This is a genomic window from Chloroherpetonaceae bacterium (assembly GCA_033763895.1).
GTDB lineage: Bacteria > Bacteroidota > Chlorobiia > Chlorobiales > Thermochlorobacteraceae > JANRJQ01.
The window spans coordinates 464,773-485,388 of sequence record JANRJQ010000010.1; the positions used below are offsets into that span (position 1 = coordinate 464,773).

At 39.1% G+C, this 20,616-nt stretch carries 18 protein-coding genes; 7 read left to right on the forward strand and 11 right to left on the reverse strand.

Annotation, left to right across the window (positions count from 1 at the left end; all coding sequences use genetic code 11):
* From SFU91_10065 to SFU91_10085, 5 genes are all read left to right on the forward strand, one after another.
* Window positions 1-858, forward strand: a complete 858-nt coding sequence (locus SFU91_10065) for a 2,3,4,5-tetrahydropyridine-2,6-dicarboxylate N-succinyltransferase (protein MDX2129367.1) — start codon at window positions 1-3, stop codon at window positions 856-858.
* Between the two features lie 147 nt (window positions 859-1,005).
* On the forward strand, window positions 1,006-2,055 hold the full coding sequence (locus SFU91_10070) for a glycosyltransferase family 9 protein (protein MDX2129368.1): 1,050 nt from the start codon (window positions 1,006-1,008) through the stop codon (window positions 2,053-2,055).
* Window positions 2,056-2,059: 4 nt separating this feature from the next.
* Window positions 2,060-2,869 carry a class I SAM-dependent methyltransferase gene (locus tag SFU91_10075; GenBank protein MDX2129369.1) on the forward strand — a complete coding sequence of 270 codons (810 nt, stop codon included), beginning with the start codon at window positions 2,060-2,062 and terminating at the stop codon, window positions 2,867-2,869.
* The gene (locus SFU91_10080; protein MDX2129370.1) at window positions 2,866-3,879 is read left to right on the forward strand and encodes a glycosyltransferase family 4 protein; all 1,014 of its coding nucleotides are present in this window, start codon (window positions 2,866-2,868) and stop codon (window positions 3,877-3,879) included. Before SFU91_10075 ends, SFU91_10080 begins: the two co-directional genes overlap by 4 nt.
* A 7-nt stretch (window positions 3,880-3,886) precedes the next feature.
* Window positions 3,887-4,783 (forward strand): hypothetical protein, encoded by an 897-nt coding sequence (locus tag SFU91_10085; protein ID MDX2129371.1) that lies wholly within the window; start codon window positions 3,887-3,889, stop codon window positions 4,781-4,783.
* Window positions 4,784-4,792: 9 nt separating this feature from the next.
* On the opposite strand, the gene SFU91_10090 is transcribed toward SFU91_10085, so the two are convergent.
* A complete protein-coding gene (locus SFU91_10090; GenBank protein MDX2129372.1) occupies window positions 4,793-5,449 on the reverse strand; it encodes a DUF374 domain-containing protein in 657 nt (218 codons plus the stop codon).
* A 297-nt stretch (window positions 5,450-5,746) separates the two neighbouring features.
* Here SFU91_10090 and lon point away from each other — a divergent pair, with 297 nt between their 5' ends.
* Entirely contained in the window at window positions 5,747-8,329 is a 2,583-nt protein-coding gene (gene lon / locus SFU91_10095) for an endopeptidase La (GenBank protein MDX2129373.1), read from the forward strand.
* Window positions 8,330-8,375: 46 nt separating this feature from the next.
* Here lon and SFU91_10100 read toward each other — a convergent pair whose 3' ends face one another.
* A complete protein-coding gene (locus tag SFU91_10100; protein MDX2129374.1) occupies window positions 8,376-9,248 on the reverse strand; it encodes a DUF4249 domain-containing protein in 873 nt (290 codons plus the stop codon).
* A gap of 18 nt (window positions 9,249-9,266) precedes the next feature.
* On the reverse strand, window positions 9,267-11,726 hold the full coding sequence (locus tag SFU91_10105; protein MDX2129375.1) for a TonB-dependent receptor: 2,460 nt from the start codon (window positions 11,724-11,726) through the stop codon (window positions 9,267-9,269).
* 370 nt (window positions 11,727-12,096) lie between these two features.
* Between SFU91_10105 and typA the strand changes: the two genes are divergently transcribed.
* On the forward strand, window positions 12,097-13,950 hold the full coding sequence (typA, locus tag SFU91_10110; protein ID MDX2129376.1) for a translational GTPase TypA: 1,854 nt from the start codon (window positions 12,097-12,099) through the stop codon (window positions 13,948-13,950).
* Window positions 13,951-14,021: 71 nt separating this feature from the next.
* On the opposite strand, the gene SFU91_10115 is transcribed toward typA, so the two are convergent.
* The 8 genes from SFU91_10115 to SFU91_10150 all read right to left on the reverse strand — a co-directional run bounded on the left by SFU91_10115 (window position 14,022) and on the right by SFU91_10150 (window position 20,602).
* Window positions 14,022-14,495, reverse strand: coding sequence for a YbjN domain-containing protein (locus tag SFU91_10115; protein MDX2129377.1), 474 nt, complete (start codon window positions 14,493-14,495; stop codon window positions 14,022-14,024).
* A gap of 32 nt (window positions 14,496-14,527) precedes the next feature.
* Window positions 14,528-15,214 carry a hypothetical protein gene (locus SFU91_10120; protein MDX2129378.1) on the reverse strand — a complete coding sequence of 229 codons (687 nt, stop codon included), beginning with the start codon at window positions 15,212-15,214 and terminating at the stop codon, window positions 14,528-14,530.
* Between the two features lie 221 nt (window positions 15,215-15,435).
* Window positions 15,436-15,738, reverse strand: a complete 303-nt coding sequence (locus SFU91_10125) for an HU family DNA-binding protein (GenBank protein ID MDX2129379.1) — start codon at window positions 15,736-15,738, stop codon at window positions 15,436-15,438.
* A 72-nt stretch (window positions 15,739-15,810) separates the two neighbouring features.
* Entirely contained in the window at window positions 15,811-16,179 is a 369-nt protein-coding gene (locus SFU91_10130; protein MDX2129380.1) for a sulfite exporter TauE/SafE family protein, read from the reverse strand.
* Window positions 16,179-18,203, reverse strand: coding sequence for an ATP-dependent zinc metalloprotease FtsH (gene ftsH / locus SFU91_10135; protein MDX2129381.1), 2,025 nt, complete (start codon window positions 18,201-18,203; stop codon window positions 16,179-16,181). Before ftsH ends, SFU91_10130 begins: the two co-directional genes overlap by 1 nt.
* Before the next feature lie 24 nt (window positions 18,204-18,227).
* Window positions 18,228-18,881: a hypoxanthine phosphoribosyltransferase gene (gene hpt / locus SFU91_10140; protein MDX2129382.1), complete on the reverse strand. Its 654-nt coding sequence runs from the start codon at window positions 18,879-18,881 to the stop codon at window positions 18,228-18,230.
* Between the two features lie 27 nt (window positions 18,882-18,908).
* Entirely contained in the window at window positions 18,909-19,829 is a 921-nt protein-coding gene (locus SFU91_10145) for an SDR family oxidoreductase (GenBank protein ID MDX2129383.1), read from the reverse strand.
* 8 nt (window positions 19,830-19,837) lie between these two features.
* Window positions 19,838-20,602 carry a hypothetical protein gene (locus tag SFU91_10150; protein ID MDX2129384.1) on the reverse strand — a complete coding sequence of 255 codons (765 nt, stop codon included), beginning with the start codon at window positions 20,600-20,602 and terminating at the stop codon, window positions 19,838-19,840.
* Between the last annotated feature and the right edge of the window lie 14 nt (window positions 20,603-20,616).

Consider the following 20,616-nt stretch of genomic DNA (forward strand, 5'->3'; position numbering starts at 1 on the left):
ATGCACAATTTATCAAACCTTAAAGAAGTTATTGAAAAGCTTGCTTTACTACCACTTGAAGAACTAAAGCGTCAAACCGATGCTCGTATCTATTTTAGTGAGTTCTTAAACCGATTAAATAAGGGTGAATTGCGAGCGGCTGAAAAGATTGGAGACAGTTGGCAGGTAAACCAATGGGTTAAGCAAGGAATTCTTTTGGGTTTTAGACTTGGAGAAATGAGAAAAATTGAAGTTGGGACTGAACCAAAGCAATTGACATTCATTGACAAGGATACTTATCCAGTTCGGCATTACTCTGAAATTGATAAAGTTAGAATAGTACCGGGTGGGACGTCCGTGAGAAGCGGTGCTTATTTATCAACCTCAGTTGTGGTGATGCCGCCAGCTTATATCAATGTTGGGGCGTTCGTTGATGAGGGAACAATGATTGATTCACATGCGTTGGTTGGAAGTTGCGCCCAAATTGGAAAAAGGGTGCATCTCTCTGCAGCATCTCAAATAGGAGGTGTCCTAGAGCCAATTGGAGCAATGCCAGTAATCATAGAAGATGATGTGATGATTGGGGGGAATTGCGGGATTTATGAAGGAACAATTGTGTGTGAAAAAGCAGTGATTGGAACCGGTGTTATTCTTAATGGTTCAACCCCAGTTTATGATATTGTTAATGGCAACATTCTTCGAAAAATGCAGGATTCGCCGTTGATTATTCCAAGAGGTGCAGTTGTTGTAGCAGGTTCTCGAGGGATCAAAAACACTTTTGCGTTGGAACACAATCTTTCGATTTACACCCCAATTATTATCAAATATCGTGATTCGAAAACCGATAAAGCCACGAGCTTAGAAGATTTGCTTCGATAGGGAAATCTCACTCATTCTAAAAATTTCAATCATCAGAGTTGTGTGAAGAAGATTTTTCAGATCCTTCTTTTTTCCCTGCTTTTGAGTTGGGCCTTTTTGCGAAAGTTTTTTCGAAAACAAGTCAAAGAACACGGATCAATTCTTATTGTGGCAGTTGGAGGAATAGGTGATGCTATTCTATTTGTTCCGGTTTTAGAGCAATTCAGAAAAAAGTTTTCTGATAGAAAAGTAGTACTTCTTACAAATCACCACTCAGCGGGTTCAAAGATTTATGAAACTCAGCGTCACCTATTTGATGAACTACTCACTTTTAGTGTTTTACCCGAGAATTGGAAAGTGGCTTTTAAGTTGAATTTGAAACTCATTCAATTTTCATTTGAAGAGGTTTTTATAACTTACCTTTCTTCTCAGAGTATATTTTTTATTCTTCCCGGATTGGTTACAGGTAGGAAACAAACAGTGGGGTTGGTCAAAGAGTACGGTTGGACTTGGTTTTATAGCTTCTTATTTACAAATCATTATCTTCTCGAAAGAGCAAGTGAGAAACGAAGTGAATTTGAATTCAATAAACTCTTATTAGGGGAAGATGTTTTACTTGAAATGAATTGGCAATTGATGATTCCAGAATCATACAAGATAAAAGCTAAAACTTGGATGAATGAGAATTCAGTTCGCTCTGGAAGTTTTTTGACCGTTCATGCGGGTTCGTTTTCTTCACAAGATTACAAACGATATCCTTTGGAGAGACTGGCAAAAGTACTTGATAATCTTTCTGAAAATTTTGAAACTATTGTGTTATTGGGGACCCCGTCAGAAGAAGATATCTATCAACCTTTAACAATGATGTCTAAAGCAAGTCTTATTGGATGTTTCAATCAAGATTTATATACAGTAGCTTCTATCATCGAACATTCATCATTATTTCTTGGGAACGATAGTGGGTTAGGACATCTTGCCTTGTTACTAAATCGGCCTTCGGTAAGAATTTTTGGACCTTCATTTTATTATGGATTTAAGAAATGGAAAGAAGGGCCATTTATTGATATTTGGCAACCGATCGAATGCTCTCCTTGCTTAAGATTAGGAATGCTTGAAAAAGAAGGAATAAACGCCTTTACTTGTGGTCATCGAAATTGCTTAAACCAGATTGAACCTGAATCTGTTACGATTGCAGCAAAAAAACTAATCCGAGGGTAAGTTAATGGAAATTAAATGCCGTTTGTGTCAATCAAATCGAATAAAGCAAAAGTTTAAGATTCAATCCTATCCCATTTATTCTTGCCTTCATTGCGACGCAGAATTCACAGAGAGACTTAGTGATGAGAGTTTAATTAGGGCTCAGGAAGAAGCATTTGACGATACCCATTTTAGCAATTCTGTAAATAAAAATGTGATTCGCTATTGGAGGAGAGAAGCGAAATTTGTTTCACGACTTTCCAAAGAGAAAGGAAGTGTTTTGGATATCGGATGCAATGATGGTTTATTTTTATCATTTTGGGATCAAGGCTGGCAAAAATTCGGAATTGAACTTGCTCCTACAGTAGCGACTATTGCGGAGCAGAAAGGAATCAAAGTTTTTCAAAAACCATTGGAGGAATGTGTATTTGAAGAAAATAGTTTTGATGTTATTTCGATGTACATGATAATTGAGCATCTTGATGACCCTTACCATTCTATTCGGATGATAAGCAAATGGTTGAAAAAAAATGGGATTTTAGTTATTCTAACCGGAGCAACAAATGCGCTTAAAGCAAAACTAAAAGGCGAAAAATGGATGATGTACACTCCTCCAATCCACCAATTCTTTTTTTCAGAAAAATCTCTTCAATATCTCTTAAATGAAAACGGTTTTCAAATCGAAAGGAAGAAATATACCTATGGTGGTATGACAGAATTTAAGATTAAGCCTCTTAGAATTGCAGAGCATCTGATTGGAATGACCCTTGCAGAATTACCCATAAATCAAATCCCTCTTTATGATCATCTCTATCTTTACGCAAGGAAGCAATGACCAAAAAGAAAATTCTTCTCATATGCCCATATCTTACTGCCACATATATTCAAAACGACTTAGCGAATCTTAGAAAAAAATTTGACATTGAAGTAATTGATCTCAGTAAAGTTCTCTTTCCAAAAAAAGTTTCAATCGCGATTTTTGCCTATTATAAAATTTTATGCTGGAAACCTGATGCAGTTTGGATTTACATCTCTATCCCACTTGTGTCTTTTTTGGTTATTCCGCTTTCAAAGATCCTCAATAAAAAAGTATTTGTAATTACCGGTGGATATGAGATTTCCTATGAACCATCGATTGATTGGGGTGAAATGAAGCACCCGATACAACGTTTTTTTCAGAGATTTGGATTGAGATTCGCAGATGCCATATTTCCTTACTCAAATTACTCCTCAAAAGATGTTCAAAAGTACTCTGGTTCAAAAAATATCAAAACCATTTACTTTGGCGTTGATTCAGGATATTTTTCACCTTCAAATACGGTTAGGAAGCAAGATTTGGTTGTTTCTGTTTGTGCAACAGTAGCGGACTACTCGGTTCGTCAAAAAGGCGTTCTAACACTGATTGAAGCGGCGAAGAGATTGCCGGATGTTCAGTTTGTGATTATCGGGAAGGTTGACAATTCAGCGAAAAGGGTTGTTGATGATAAACCATCAAATATGATCTTTGCAGGGAGAGTGAGTGATAATGAACTTTTGAGATTTTATCAAAAAGCGAAAGTTTACGCACAGCTTTCTGCACATGAAGGGTTTGGAATAGCAAATATTGAAGCAATGAGCTGTGAATGTTTGTCACTTGTTACTCCGGTTTCAGCCCTTCCTGAAATTACTTCCGATGCAGGGCTTTACGCTCCTTTTGGGGATGTCGATGCTACTGTTAAAGCGATTCAACAAGCGTTGCTTAGAGACGATTTAAGAAAAAAAGGTCGTGAAAGGGTAGTTGAAAATTTTCAGTCTGCGAAGAGAGATCAACAGTTAATTGAAGAAGTCGAAAAACTTTTATCATAATTGAAGAATGTTTTCCATAGTCAAAAAGATAAAATCTGAAATTAAAAGGCTTTCAGGAATTCAAGATCTTGAAAGGAGATTGGATATCGTTCAACAATCCCTCGCAAGAATCGAATCTCGTCAACTCCAATCAATGAAAACACAATTGGAATTCAATGATTATGAATTTCGAATTTTTTCTCAATGGGGTGAAGATGGGCTTATTGACTTTTTGGTTAATCAATTACCGATTGAAAAAAAAATATTTGTTGAATTTGGCGTAGAAAATTATCTCGAATCCAATACAAGATTATTGCTTCAAAAGCATTCTTGGAGTGGATTGGTTCTGGATGGAAACCAAGAAAATATCAACGAGATTTTAAAGAGTGATATTTATTGGCGCTCCAAGTTAAAAGCGGTTTGTGCATTTATCACTGCGGAGAATATCAATCAACTATTAGAGGAAAACGGGCTTACCGGAGAAATTGGGCTGTTATCGATCGATATTGATGGAAATGATTATTGGGTTTGGAAGGAAATCACTGTCATAAGCCCGATTATTGTAGTGCTAGAATACAATTACCGTTTTGGAAAAGAAGGTGCTTATACGATTCCTTATGATCCGAATTTTTACCGTGAAAAATCTCCCCATAGAACCTTATTTGGAGCCTCGCTAAAGGCGTTTGAAGAATTAGGAGAAAAAAAGGGGTATAAATTATTGGGGACAAACAAGGCTGGTCTCAATGCATTTTTCATTCGAGAAGATTGGTTAATCAAAGGAAATTTAACACCAATAAAAGCGGAAGAAGCTTTTAGGGAGGGTGTTTTCAAAGATTACATTCTTGAAAATGGAATCATTCGATTTTTTGAAAGTAGCGAAGAAGAGCTTAAGTATTTTGAGACTTTGCCAAAAATGAAACTGTAGAAATCGATGTTAGGGAAGGCTTTTGATTTCGTTTTGAAAGGACTCTGTAAAAAGACGCAACGAAGCTTCACTTGAAAATTCTAAATCAGAGATCTGTTTTATTGACACATAAACTGTGGAAAACGGTTTAGGTATTTCAAACTGATCCCAACTTTTCTTCAAAACCCAGCAGTTTTTATGTGTGATTTTTAGAAATACAACGGATGCTTTGCATTCAGAAGCCAAGCGAAATGAACCATATTTGTAGATTTCTCTTGGGCCGCGAGGTCCGTCGGGAGTAATAAAAACAGTATGACCCTCACTCAGCGCGGTTTTCAATTCGTGTACCATTTCTTCCTTCCCTCGTGAACTTGAACCTCGTATCAAATCAAACCCTAATGCGCTCAGCGCACCGGCGAGCATACTACCATCTTTTGATAAACTAACAACAGCAAATCCTTTTTTACGACCCATCTTCTGGTTGATTTTTTTTGATATAAGCCAACCTGTCAGCATTTTGCCGTGCCAGAAAGCAAAGATGATGGGTAGATTCCCTCTTTCCTTGTGTTTATGGGATAGGCTAATTTCGTCTGAAAATGCGGTAAAGTTCTTTTTGTCAAACCGTAAACTCTTAAAGAGAAGCCAAATGAGTGCTGGGAGGAAAATATAGCTTAGAATTGATTGCATATTGCTTAAAATAATTGTATTTAGTCTCGGCAAATTGATTGCTCATTGGTCTAATTGTTAAAATAAACTTGACTTTTAGGACTTATTTAGCCGATTGGTTCGTTCAATATAAGTGAAGAAGTATTGATTTAATCCTTTGCAATGCATTGGAAGTATTCCGTTCGTTCTTCAAGTAGTAAAGCAGTTCAGCAGTAGTTTAGTGAAACTTATGCTCAACTGCTTTTTTGCTTTTTATTTCTGATTTATTGACTTTTCAAGGACTTGAAAATTTAATTGACATTTTTGGTAAACAACCTAATGGATAAAGAATACCGCGATAATCCGCTTGATGAGCCAACAGCAACGGGTCTATTGGATAGCTTAGCAAAAGCTGTCCCGCAGTCTGTTGAACCACCCTCATTTGAACCTCATCTTGAAGGCGATATCCCTGTATTGCCATTACGAAATACAGTACTTTTTCCTGATGTAATTATCCCTGTCAGCGTTGGGAGAAAAAAATCAATTGCCGTTTTAGAAAACTTAGGTTCCAGAAAAACCGTGGTGTTTACTTCTCAGAAGGATTCAGAAAAAGGCGACCCAAAAGCCGATGACTTATATCGAATTGGAACAGTGGGGCTTATTTTGAAATCCCTTAAAATGCCCGATGGAAGTATGAACATTATTGTTCAAGGGCTTAGGACTGTTGGAATTAATCAATTCACACAAATTGAACCCTTCTTTTCAGCGAGTGTCACGCCCATTGAAATGAGAGAAACAATGTCTCAGGAGTTGGGTGCTTATGCAAGAACAATTAAACAAGTTGCCTCGCAAGTAATTGAGCTTTCGCCAAACATTCCAAGCGAAGCAAGCTATGCTGTTCAAAACATTGAAAGTACTCCATTTCTGATTCACTTTTTGGCTTCAAACCTCAATGTAAATTCGAGCGAAAAACAGGCGATTCTTGAGCTTTCGAGTTATGCTGACCGAGCCGATAAACTTATTGAGTATTTGAGCCGAGAGGTGAAAGTATTGGAACTTTCGAAACAAATCCAAACCAAGGTAAAACTTGATATGGATAAAGTTCAACGAGAATTTTACCTCAGGCAGCAATTAAAAACGATTCAAAATGAACTTGGAGAATTTGACGGTCAAGTTCAGGAAACAAACAAATTCAAAGAGCTTTTAGCCAAAAAAAATCTTTCAAAAGAAACGCAAGAGATTGTCGAAAAGGAAATTGAAAGACTTGCACGCATTCCACAAGCCTCTCCAGATTATGGCGTTACAAGAACATACCTTGAAACGATTCTTGCATTACCTTGGAATGAATACACGGCTACAAAAATAAATCTGAAAGAAGCAGGACGAATTCTTAATGAAGATCATTATGGGCTTGAAAAAGTAAAGCAACGCATTTTAGAATACTTAGCTGTTCTGAAGTTAAAGTCTAACATGAAAGCCCCGATTCTATGCTTTTTAGGACCACCGGGTGTTGGAAAAACATCGCTCGGAAAATCAATTGCACGCGCTTTGGGAAGAAAATTTGTAAGAATTTCTTTGGGCGGCGTTCGAGATGAATCAGAAATTCGGGGACATCGAAGAACTTACATCGGCGCGATGCCCGGCAGAATCATTCAAGGTCTTCGCCGCGCCGGTTCAAGCGATGCAGTTTTTATGCTTGATGAAATTGATAAAATTGGTCACGATCATCGTGGCGATCCATCTTCTGCTTTGCTTGAAGTATTAGACCCGGCACAAAACAGCACCTTCAGCGATCATTACCTTGAAATCGCTTATGATCTTTCTCGGGTCATGTTTATCGCAACAGCCAATACGCTTGATAGCCTATCTGCACCATTGCGAGATAGAATGGAGGTTATTAATATCAATGGTTACACCGATTTTGAAAAACTTCACATTGCGAATCAGTACTTAATTCCACGCCAAATGGAAGAGCACGGCATTAAATCGGATTTTTTCGAATTGGATAATGCGTCTGTTTTGAAAATTATTAACTCTTACACCCGTGAAGCCGGTGTTCGAAACCTTGAAAGGGAAATCGCCGGAATCTGCCGCTCAGTTGCGAAGGATATTGCATTCCAACTTGATGATGATGAATCAGCTACTCCAATTAAAATTCAAGTCAAAACTGATGATTTGAAAAAATACTTAGGGCTCGAAAAGTTTTATCCTGAAGTCTCTGAGCCTGTAACAATGCCCGGGGTTGCTGTCGGTTTAGCGTGGACGGCTGTCGGCGGAGATATACTCTTTATCGAATCGACCGTTACGAAAGGTTCTGGTAGGTTGATATTGACCGGTCAATTGGGTGATGTCATGCGCGAATCCGCTCAAGCTGCTTTAAGTTATTTGAAGTCTTGTGCGGAGTATTTCAAGATTCCCGATGAAGCGTTTAAGTACTGGGATGTTCACTTGCATATTCCGCAAGGGGCAATTCCAAAGGACGGTCCATCTGCCGGAGTTACGATATTAACTTCATTAGCTTCAATCTTTACACAGCGAAATGTGAAGGGTAAAATTGCGATGACCGGAGAAATCACTTTAAGAGGACATATTTTACCTGTCGGTGGAATAAAATCAAAAATCTTAGCAGCCTCAAGAGCAGGCATTACAGAAATTCTACTTCCCGAACGAAATAGAAATGAAATACTTGAGGCTCAAGAAACGGCGAAAGATATGTTGAATGGAATGTCTTTCAAGTTTTTTGATGAGATGGATGATTTGCTTGATTACGTGCTTGAACCTATTTCTGAAGAAGAAGCACTCGCACGCTATTTGCCGCCTCAACCAGAACCGGAAGCGCCTATTCAAAATGAAGAGGAATTGCACACAAATAAGGAATCAGTTGCTGCAAAAAAAGGTGATCAAATGATTCGTTTTGAGTGAATTGATTAACATCGAAAATTAAAAGCGGAGTAACACTCCGCTTTTTTTATGGTAAATTTTGAACTGAATCCGGAACAGTTTGTATTCTTCTTGAAACACCGATAAACCCAAAAAAACCTAATGGTGCATTTGAAGGGTTCGTGACATTCGAAACATTAGACCTGATGGGTGCCGGAGGCGGGTCAAATGCGCCGGGAGGCGAACTTCGATAAAGTGTGGTAAGAAATTCATATTGCCTCTTCGAGATATTTGAAAGTTTTAACTCAGCTTTATCCCCGACTTGGAAAAAGGCTTCGTTATCCGCCGGCGGTAATCCTCTTATAACTTGCCCATTAATAAATTGATCGCGAAGTAAGGCGCGAAATCGGTTACCGGGATCTACTCGAAAGGTTGAGGAATCATTTCTAAAAAGTCGAAACCAATAATAGTTTTCCGATTGAATGGGATCTTTGAAATCTACCAAAGAAACAATCCCAGCATCTCCAAAAGCCGTTTCCTTTTGAAACCCAAAATAAAGTGAATCAATCGGAATAATTGCTGAAACCGTATCACTGACCCGATACTCCTCGCCTTGATAAAGAATTTTAAGCGTATATACTTTTCCTGATTTTGGAGTAAGGGAATTGGTGATATAAGAGCTATCTCGTGGCTGATAGACATAGAACACCTCTGTTCCATCAGGTGTCAAAACACTAACAACCGCATTGCTAACCGGAGTGATTTGGGGTTCATAAAAATCCCCACTAAGCCTTAAAAATAGCTGTTGAAATGATGAATCTGATTCTAATCCCCTTGCTTCTAAATTTCCTTCAATAACAAGGCGAGGGGTAGCAATATTCAAAGGAATATCAACCACCCTTTCGCAGGAAGCCATCAAGAAAATCAAGAAAAGGAGCAAAGTTGTGTTGCGTATAAACATTGAAGTATCGTATTGAGATTAAAATTTGAATTCCCAAGTCACACTAGGAACAATACCAAAAAATGAAGTTTGAATGGCTTGTGTTTGACCCGGAGTGTCTTCGTTTTCACGAAATACAATTGAAGCAGCATTCAGCCGATTGTAAAGATTATAGATTCCGAAAACCCACGCCGATCTGAATCCTTCCGTAGCCTCACTGTCATATCGAAATGAAACATCCAGTCGGTGATAAGATGGAAGCCTCTGTTGATTCCTACTTCCATCGTATAGAGCGACAATCAAATTGCTAAATTGATAACGGCCGACAGGGTAGTTAATTGGCGCTCCGGAACTAAAAACAAAAACACTCGAAACAGACCATCTTTTGGAAAGTTGATATGTTCCAACCACAGAGAGATTGTGTGTTTTATCAAAGTTTGAGGGATACCAATTTCCATTATTGATTCCTACCCCGCCATCTGTACCTGAAATTAATCGCTCGGTTCGGCCTAAACTGTAACTCACCCAACCTGTTAAATCTCCTTTATTCTTTTTAATAAAGAGTTCCAAACCATAAGCTCTTCCAAGGCCACGAAGGACTTCGGTTTCGATGAAGTTATTTGCAATAAGATTTGCACCGTCTACAAAATCAATTACATTTCCTAAGTATTTGAAATAAGTTTCTATCGAAAATTCAAATTCATCGTCATTAAAATTTTGAAACCATCCGAGAGCAATTAGATCGGCAATCTGAGGTGATATGTATCGACTGCTTGGTGTCCACAAATCCAAAGGTGTCGGAGAGGCGGAGTTAGAAATTAAATGAAGATTCTGACGTGTTCTGTTATAACTCGCTTTGATCGATATGTCGTCATTGATGAGATAACGCAAAGAAATGCGAGGCTCAAAACCGCTAAAGTTTGCAAGGGCTTGATTTTGAGTAAAGCGTTTTTCACCAATCACGATACCGTCGTCATAGGTGCCCAATGAGGGATTATAAACCAAAGGTTTATCATTCAAATATTGTCGTTCAACTTCTTCACCAACCCGTGAGAAATAATTAAAGCGAAGTCCAAAATCAATCGTTAATTGTGAATTAAGGGTAAATTCGTCAGTAACATAAAGTGCTCCTTCATACGCATATCGTCGGTCAAGAGAGGTATTTCGAACATTAGAACCGCGAATCGGAACAACATTTCCGGGAACAAAATTGTAATGCAACGTTTCGGCACCAAAGTCAATTTTGTGTGTATCGTTCATGTAAAAGGTGAAGTCTGCCTTGAGGGTATAGCTGATAATATTGGATTGAATTTCAAAGGCTGAAGCCGGCGTGAGATTGCGCAATTCGTAATCATAATTATTATAAATCGCTGAAAAATTTGAAAAGAGTTTTTTTCCAAAAAGATGATTCCAGCGCAGAGTCAGTGTTGAATTTCCGTAGCCGTTTCCAAAAATTTCAGCAATCTCGAAGTTATCACGACCAAAATACCCAGATAGAAAAACCCGGTCATTTTCTCCAAGTTCATAATTGAGTTTCAGATTCAAGTCGTAGAAATAGGCGATATTATTTCGGATACTCTCATCGCTCGAAAGCGGAAGGAATATATCAGCGTAAGAGCGCCTGCCTGCAATCATAAATGAGCCTTTTTCAGAAAAGAGAGGCCCTTCAAGGAGTAAACGACTACTGATAAGCCCAAGGCCACCAATTCCACTGATGGACTTTACATTTCCGTCTCGTTGACGAACATCTAAAACGGACGACAGTCGACCACCAAACGAAGCGGGAATTCCTGCTTTGTACAATTTGAAGTCTTTTATCGCGTCTGAATTAAAAACTGAGAAAAATCCAAAAAGGTGAGATGCGTTGTAAATGGTGGCTTCATCTAAAAGGATAAGGTTTTGATCGGTACTTCCCCCTCGAACATTAAACCCGGTTCCTCCTTCGGTTTGAACGGTGATTCCCGGTAAAAGGGTAAGGGTTCTCAAGACATCCGTTTCGCCCAAAACCACAGGAATTCGTTTCAACTGTTCGATTGAAACCTGAACAGTACTCATTTCTGTACTGGTAACATTTTCATTTTTCTTTGTGGCTTCAACCACGATTTCCTCTGCCGACGAAGTAAGCGGCAATAACTCAATATTGAGTGTTTGATCGTTAATAAACTCAATTGACTTTTTGAACTCCTGATAACCGGCATATCGAACAATCAAGAGAATATTACCTTTTGGAATCGAGAGTGAATAATATCCATAAGCATTGGTGATAACGCCTTTCCCGATGTCTTTCGCGAAAACCTGTGCGCCAATAAGATCTTCACCGGTTTCTTTATCTCGAACTTTACCGCTTATTGAAATAGTCTCTTGAGCAAGTAATGAGACAAACGAAAAGAAATACGAGATCAAGATGATAATGAGAAGCGCTGGTCTCAAATGTGGAAACGATGAATGGCTTGAAAGGGAAGTAAGGGTATAAAAAGGATTTTTTTGGTGTTTTTGCATGAGTACCGTTTTAATCAACTGTAATGCGTTGGTTTTTGTGATTTCAATAATGAAAAGAAAGGGAACTTCGTGAACTGATATAAGTCTAATGTTCGATTGCCTCTAAGCGTTCAATTTGACGATTTGATTTTACGATTTAGGGAAAAATAAGGGTGGAGATAAATGGAAAAAATGATTGTGCTAAAGTGATGAAAATAATGTATCTTCGCGGCTTCTAAAAAGAAGCCCCGTCGTATGAACTCATTTGAAGTAAAATCAGTTAAAGTTTCAGTATCCAAGCACTCCTTCAATTGCTTTCCGTATTTCCTGAATTTGAAGAGATAAGATTTTTAGTATAGACACAAATAAACATAAATCACGCACTATGTCGATTAAAAAGCGCGAAGACATTCGAAACATCGCAATTATTGCCCACGTTGACCACGGAAAAACCACTTTGGTTGATGCCATTCTCAAGCAAACCGGAACCTTTCGAGAAAACCAAAAGGTTGACGAGCGAATTATGGATTCAAATCCACAGGAACGCGAACGCGGAATTACCATTTTTGCCAAAAATGCCGGTTATTTTTATGATAATCACAAGGTTAATATTGTTGATACTCCCGGTCACGCAGACTTTGGAGGCGAAGTCGAGCGAATTTTGAAAATGGTTGATGGTGCTTTATTGCTTGTTGACGCACTTGAAGGTCCGATGCCTCAAACCAAATTTGTACTGCGTCGTGCGCTTGAAGCAGGGTTAAAAGTGCTCGTGGTTATTAATAAAGTTGATCGTCCGAATGCTCGCCCTATACAAGTTATCGATGAAATTCTTGACTTGTTTATTCATTTGGGCGCAAATGATGAACAAATAGATTTTCCATACATCTTTGCTTCGGGAAAATCAGGATTTGCACGGTATAAATTGGAGGATACCAATACGGATATTAAGCCGCTTTTGGATATGATTATCAAGACAATTCCCCCGCCGAATGCCGATGTCGATGCACCTTTTCAAATGCTGGTCAATTCGCTTGATTATAGCGATTACCTTGGAAAAATCGTTATTGGAAGAATATTTAAGGGGAAAGTAAAAGTTGGGGATACGGTTTCGCTGGTTGAAAAATCAAATGAAGATTTAAAAATTGCTAAAGCCAAGGTTACGAAGCTCTTTTTATTTGAAAAGCTTGGTAAAATTGAAGCGACTGAATCTTCCGCAGGCGATATCGTGGCACTAACCGGTTTGGAAAATGCCCAAATTGGAACAACACTTTGCAGCCCTGATTTCCCTGAAGCTTTAGAACCGCTCTCAATTACAGAACCAACGGTTTCAATGTTTTTCAGCGTAAATGATTCACCATTTGCTGGCAGAGAAGGAAAGTTTGTTACAAGCAGAAATATTCGAGACAGACTTTATAAGGAAGTAATCACCAATGTGGCTATGAGAGTTGAAGACACCGAAAGTGCAGATACATTTAAGGTCTCAGGCCGTGGTGAATTGCATTTATCGGTTCTCATTGAAACAATGCGCCGCGAGGGTTATGAACTTCAAGTGTCACGACCTGAAGTAATTTTGAAACGCGATGACAATGGCAAATTACTTGAACCTTACGAATCAGTTACAATTGATGTTCCACAAGAATTTGTAGGTATTGTGATCGAAAAGATGGGGCGTCGAAAAGGGGATATGAAAAATATGATTCAACTCGAAGGTGGCATGACCCGTTTGGAATTTGAAATTCCAACACGCGGGTTGCTGGGATTTTCATCTGAGTTCACGATGGATACCAAAGGCGAGGGAATTATGACCCATATCTTCAAGAGTTTCGAACCCTACAAAGGAGAAATTAACTCTAGACAACTTGGTGCTTTGGTTTCTGCAGAAACAGGCGAAGCCGTTCCTTATGCTCTTGCTCAATTGGATGACCGAGGTAAATTTTTCATTGAGTCCGGCACAGCTGTTTACGCTGGAATGGTGGTTGGCGAATGTGCCCGTGATTTTGACATGACCATTAATATCTGCAAGACGAAAAAGCTTACCAATATGCGGGCATCAGGTACTGATGATGCGCTTCGAATCACACCTCCGAAAAAGTTGACCCTTGAGCAATCGTTAGAGTTTATCAATGATGAAGAGCTTGTGGAAGTAACGCCGATTTCTATCCGTCTTCGTAAAAAGACACTTGATGAAAATGCGAGAGCACGGGAACAAAAACGAAAGAAAAATTCTGCTGAGCTTTCTGTTTAAGAAGATCTGTTCAGAATGATCGAATTGAAAGAAGCCGGTTTTACCGGCTTCTTTCGATATAGAGGTGATTGTTACTCGTCTTCTGATGATTGAATTTCTTTAAGGATGTTTTCAAAAACTTCAAGAACAGGTTTGTCTGATTCAATGATATCTTCTACACCTGAAAGATAAGCGTCGGCTTCGGCAATCATCGCTTCGAAAATATTTTGTAGGTCTTCAGTTGCAGGGTTTGCGGTTGCAAAGACATTGGTATATCGGGTTGTGCAAGTTTTGTCGTCTGTGTCAACCATAAATACTGAGGCTTCAGTATAGTTATTGACATAATTAAAAAACTCGCAAGCACGAAGCATTCGATTTTCAGGAACCTCATAAGGAGAATAAAGGAAGTAGATAGCGGTATTTGAATCATCAAAAACATTCATAACAAGGACATAATCACAAAGGTCACCTTCGACCTCGATTTCAAATTGTTCGGATTCAAGATCATAGTCGAAATCAATATCAGACGATGATAACCAGTTTTTGTAAGATTGAGTTAAAGTCATTTGGTTCATTTTATTAAAGAATAGAAATAGGATTAACGGTAAGTATCAAGTAATTCCTTAGCACGTGAGCCGGCATCATTCGATGGGTTGATTTTTAAAGCCTTTTCCCAAAATCCGCGGGCTTTGGTTATCTCATTGGTTTGAAGGTAAATAATTCCAACATTTAAATTTGCCTTTTGATGACTAGGGTTATCTCGAACCGCGCGTTCCATCTCGCGTTTACCTCCATCAAAATCGCCAATACTTAGCAAGCAAATGGCGAAATCAACCCGCACATCGGTTTTGAGCGGGTCAATATCAAGCGATTTTTGATAAAAGATCGCGGCAAGTGAATCTTGTTCGGCATCATCATACAGGTTGGCCGTTCTGATACTTAGGTCTAAAGAAGGTTTTGATTGAGCTTGCAAAGCTATTTCAGAATATTTTCCGGCCAAGTCATAGCGTTTAAGCCGAATATATTCGTCGGATAACGCTAAAGCAATTGAAGATTTTTTTTTAGTAGTTGATGCTTTGCTTAATTCTTCTTGAAGTGTCTTTAATTTATCAACCAAAGCAGGGTCTAATGGCGAAACAGGGGCATTGGAGTTACTTCTTGAATTGACAGCCGGGTTTTGTGTTTGGGTAGAATTTGGTTGTGCACCCGCACCGGCTGCTCCTGAAAGAGCAAATCCCTCGATCCCTTTATTAAGGCTTTCCAAGCCAAATGCGGAAAGCAACACGATGAAGAAAAAACCAACTGAAAAAAAAATAAGAACTTGGCGAGAGAATGAAGTTTGTGCCGACAGCTCCGATTTTTTTCGGGAAGGTTTTTTTTCTTCGGGTTCCAATAAGTGAGGTTCAACGACGGGAGAAAGAGAACTTCCGCAATTAAGACAAAATGAATTGGACGATAAATTTTTTACCCCACATGATGGGCATACAATGTATTCGGAAGGCAAGTTCACTCCTCAAATTTTTTTCGTTTCAGTTTTTCGCTGACAATATTTTTAAAGTCGCGGGAAATTTTAAAAGTTGGAACATATTTTTCGCCAACCAAAATTGTTTCACCAGTTTTAGGATGTTTGGAGATTCGTTTATTTCTTTTTCTAACATTAAATGTTCCAAAACCACGAATTTCTATTCGTTCTCCCGATTTGAGAGAGGCAATAACTGCTTCGATAAAACCATCAATAATGATTTCGGTTTCTATTTTCGTGATTCCCGTTCTTTCGGATACGATATTGACGATATCTGCTTTAGTCACACTTGGAAGTAAGGATGCGGATAAGAAATAGTAGCGGGTGATTTTTTGGCTTATTATCTACCACAGAACTACTTATTTCTTAAGCCAAAGTTGAACAGCAACAATTACAAGTAAAACCGCAAAAGCCTTTCTAAGCGTTTCCTCAGGAAGAGAAATTGCAATTTTCGATCCAAGAAAAGCACCAAAGAATAACCCACCAGCGATAAAAAGCCCGTGCTGAATATTTTCGGAGGAGAGTTTTCCAGCACTGTAGTATTGATAAGCAGCGAGTAGCCCAACCGGCAAGAGAAGAGCAATGAGCGAAGTCGCCGTAGCATTATGCTGTTGAAAGCCAAACAAAAAAACAAGAGCAGGAACGATAACAATTCCACCACCGATTCCAAATAACCCTGAAAGGATTCCTGCACCAAATCCAAGTAAAATGAAAAAATAAAACGGCATTATGCAGGGCTTTGAAGTGGTTCTAAGATTTCCCCGGCAATGATCTTATCTATTTCCTCAGCGGTAAGAGTCTCACGTTCAAGCAATTCTGACGCTAATCGATGAAGGGTTTCGATATTATCGGTTAAGATTTTTAGGGCGTTTTTCATCGAATCTGTGACAATTGCTCGAACCTCTTCATCAATTGATTGAGCAGTTTCTTCACTGTAGTCACGCATACGAGAAAAGTCACGTCCGAGAAATACCTCTTGGTGTTTTGTGCCGTAATTGAGTGGGCCAAGCCGCTCGCTCATTCCCCATTCGCAAACCATTTTTCTTGCAATCTCTGTTGCTCGTTCAATATCATTGCCGGCACCGGTGCTGATTTGATTGAAGATAATTTCTTCGGCAGCTCTTCCGCCTAAGGCATAAGTGATAATGGCCAAAAGATATTCTTTGGTATAAGTGTGCTTATCCTCTAATGGCATATAAGAAGTAACGCCCAATGCTCTGCCTCTGGGAATAATAGTCACTTTATGAACCGGATCTGAACCTTTGGTGAATTTCGCGACAAGCACATGACCCGATTCATGATAAGAAGTTACTTTTTTATCATGTTCTGAAATAACGGCGCTTTTTCGTTCAGGCCCCATCAAGATTTTATCGCGTGCGTTATTGATGTCTTCAGGTAAGACTTCTTCACGATTATTTCTTGCTGCGAAGATTGCCGATTCATTCATCAAATTCGCAAGATCTGCGCCCGAAAAGCCCGGCGTTGAACGTGCAACCTCTTTTAATGAAACACTTGAAGCGAGAGGGATTTTACGGCTGTGAATTTTAAGAATCGCTTCTCTGCCGCGGATATCGGGCTTATCAACAACCACTTGGCGATCGAATCTTCCGGGTCGAAGCAAAGCAGAATCCAACACATCCGGTCGGTTTGTTGCAGCGATAAGAATAATATTATCTGTGGTATTAAAACCATCCATTTCAACCAAGAGTTGATTGAGTGTTTGCTCACGCTCATCGTGCCCACCACCAAGCCCTGCTCCGCGTTGCCTTCCTACAGCATCAATTTCGTCAATAAATACAATGCAAGGGGCATTCCGCTTGGCTTGTTCAAATAAGTCTCTTACACGCGATGCGCCAACACCGACGAACATTTCAACAAAGTCTGCTCCTGACATCGAAAAAAATGGAACACCAGCCTCTCCTGCCACAGCCTTGGCTAATAATGTTTTTCCTGTTCCGGGAGGCCCGAGCAAAAGAACGCCTTTAGGGGTTTTCCCACCCAACTTGGTAAACTTTTCAGGTTCCTTCAAAAAGTCAACCACTTCATGTAATTCTTCTTTTGCTTCATCGCAACCGGCAACATCAGCGAAAGTTGTTTTTGTATCTAATTCTGAAATTAACTTCGCTTTGCTCTTCCCAAAATTGAAAACATTCTTTGAAACGCCGCCTTGTGCACTCATACGCCGCATCATATAAAAGAAAATCAAAATCAGAACAACCCAAGGCAAGAATTGAATGAATATTTCTTTAATGCCAACTTCTTGCTCGACAACCGAAAGTAAAACGCCTTTTTCAGTGATTTCATTAGCGGCAGATGAAGTAAAATCTGGAAGAGAAACAGAAAAGGTCAATGTCTTTTTTTCGGTGCGGTTATCGGAAAGAAGTACCAATTCAGGTTTATGAAATTCACCAATCAGTTTTGAAGTACCTGCAAAGCTTCGTTCAACAACAACCGATTTCACAAGATTTCCTGAAAGGACCTTACGGTATTCGTTGTATGAAATCAGCGGCCCAGTTTGTTCAGGGTTTGAGAAGAGGCGATTGATTAGAAAAAAACCGATCACAAGCCCAATTACCAAAAAGATTAACCGCGCGTTACTTTTAAAGGAATCGTCAGAATCAGGATTCGGGGTATTACTTTCCGACTCGCGAACAGGTTTAAATTTTTCACGCGTTGAATTCCTTTTTTTGGAATCTGCTATGATGTTCTTTTTTTGATCGTTTCTCTCGTTTTGCTGAGACTCCAAGGCCATATTCGATTACTGCTTAAAATTAAATTATTCCGAATCGCGAAGTTTATAAATGTGCGGAAGATTTCGTTTGATTTGTTTGATATCTAAACCATAACCGATAACAAACTCTTTAGGGATTTCAAATCCGACATAGTCAATTTTAAAATCAATCTTTGCAACATCTCTCTTGTAAAGTAAGGCACAAAACTTAAGGCTTTTGGGTTCATGAGTCATTATCTCATTTCTTATATAAGTAATGGATAAACCCGAATCGACCACATCCTCAACCACTATGACCTCTCTTCCTTTCAATGTAGCATCAACAGATTTTAATAGATGAACATTTCCAGAAGAAATTTTAGCATCACCATAACTTGAGAGTTTATAAAAATCCACTTCAACTTCTACAGAATGGATATGACGAATTAAATCTGCCATAAAGATGAACGCCCCATTCAAAAGTCCAATAAATATTGGCTGTTTCCCTTGATAATCCCTTTCAATTTCTTTTGCCAATTCTCTCATCCTCTTGTGAATTTCCTTTTCAGTAATAAAGATGTCGAAGGTATCTTGATCGACTGATATTGATTGAATGGATGAAGTATGAAAATGACTGTTGTGATGAATAAAGTTATCGCTCACGGAATCTAAAAATTGGTTTTGAAAACCTACATCGTTTGAAATTGAAAACAGGCTCACTCAATAAACTGTAAAGATACAACTATTCTACGAGAGAGACGGAGGTTTTTCCTTAAGAATACCTTCAATTTCTTCTTCAATCGAAGGAATTGAAAAGGGTAATATCGATTTCAATTTATTATTTGAAAGGCTACAGTCTTTTGGACGAGGAGGAATAGAAATGATTTCCGAAAGCAGTACGGATTGATATGCCGATTCGGGTATTGAAAGAGACTTACAAACCTTTGCACCGAATTGGAAACGAGAAAGTCGTTCATTCCCTACGGTATGAAAAATGCCGGAAACTTCCCGTAATGAACCGATCGAAAACTCAAGAGCAACCTTCGCGACTGTGGAAGCTGAGATTGGTGTGCGATATTCATCGGCAAAAAATTTAATGCTTTTCCCTTCTCGGTATGCATTTAGTAGTTGTTCATTTACACCGCGAGTTGCTCGAGGCGAATGACCAAGCATAATGGTTGTTCGAAGAATCGTATAGGATTCACAATAGGTTTGAACCGCTAATTCTCCGTCAAGTTTTGTTTGGGCGTAAATGCTGATAGGGTGGGTCTCATCTGTTTCGCTGTACATGCCCTTTTCGCCATCAAACACGAGGTCTGTTGAAATGTAAATAAGTTTCGTACCAAATAGACCACAAATTTTTGCTAAGCTCAGCGTGGAAAATCGGTTGATGATTTCTGCTTCGGCAGGCTTGATTTCGCAAGTCACCGGATCAGACATCGCGGCCGTATGAATGATACACTCAGGTTTCCATTGAGATACAATATTCCAAAGATCAGTTTCATAAGAAAGATTCAGCATTTGAGTCTGATGGCCTAAAGCAAACCACGAGGGCAATTTGAAGTTGCTGCCTTGTGTGGCTAAAATCTCATGAATTCCATTGGTAAAAAAAAGGCGGCAAAGATTGCCGCCTAAAAGTCCGCTAGAACCGGTAAGGAGTATTTTCATTTTAAAAATTATTCAACACGATCAACATATCGTTCAATGACGGAATTCAATTGAACCAACTCTGAAACATTTTTTCTAGAAAGTATAACTTTTAGATTGCTAAGGAGATAATTTTCTAATCGGCCACCAAGGCGCTCAGCGAAATCGTCGTTGGTTGAAAGGGCAAGTGTAAATTTACTTAACATGTGAAGCCGTGCGCGTTGGAAAATGCGTTCTCTGAAATAGCCTTCAGCTAATCCGGCACTATGTACTTCGTTGACTAAGATTTGTTCTAAATCGCGATCAAAATCATTACGGCGTGCTTTGATATTGGTTAATGGCGCTTTGTTAGGGGTGTTCCATTGCAATTCAAAGAGTTCTCGTTCTACCCCTGAACTTAGGCTGCCGTCGAAGCGGAGTGTCGGTCTGGTGAAAACAGGAATTGAAAATCCTCGTCCTAAAGCAAGATCGACAATCAAAGATGAAACAAGTTCAGAATTATCTTGAATTTCAAGTGTAAGAATTCTGCTGACTGAATCGGGGTTGAATTCTAATGGAAAATAGGTACTCTCTAAGGTTCGCAGCTGCTGATCGACTCGGCGTTTGATCAGTTCAAAAAATGCGCCCTCTGTGCCCCTTGCACGAAGAAGCGACTTCAGAGAATCCGGAGAAACCTCTCGTCGGTTATTGAGCGGTGCATCGCCTCGTCGTCTTTGGGCATATGAATCTGACGGAAAAACTATAAAAAGCGCAATTAGAAAAAGTAAGCCGTTAAAAAACTTGAACTTCGACATAGTTTGAAATTTGT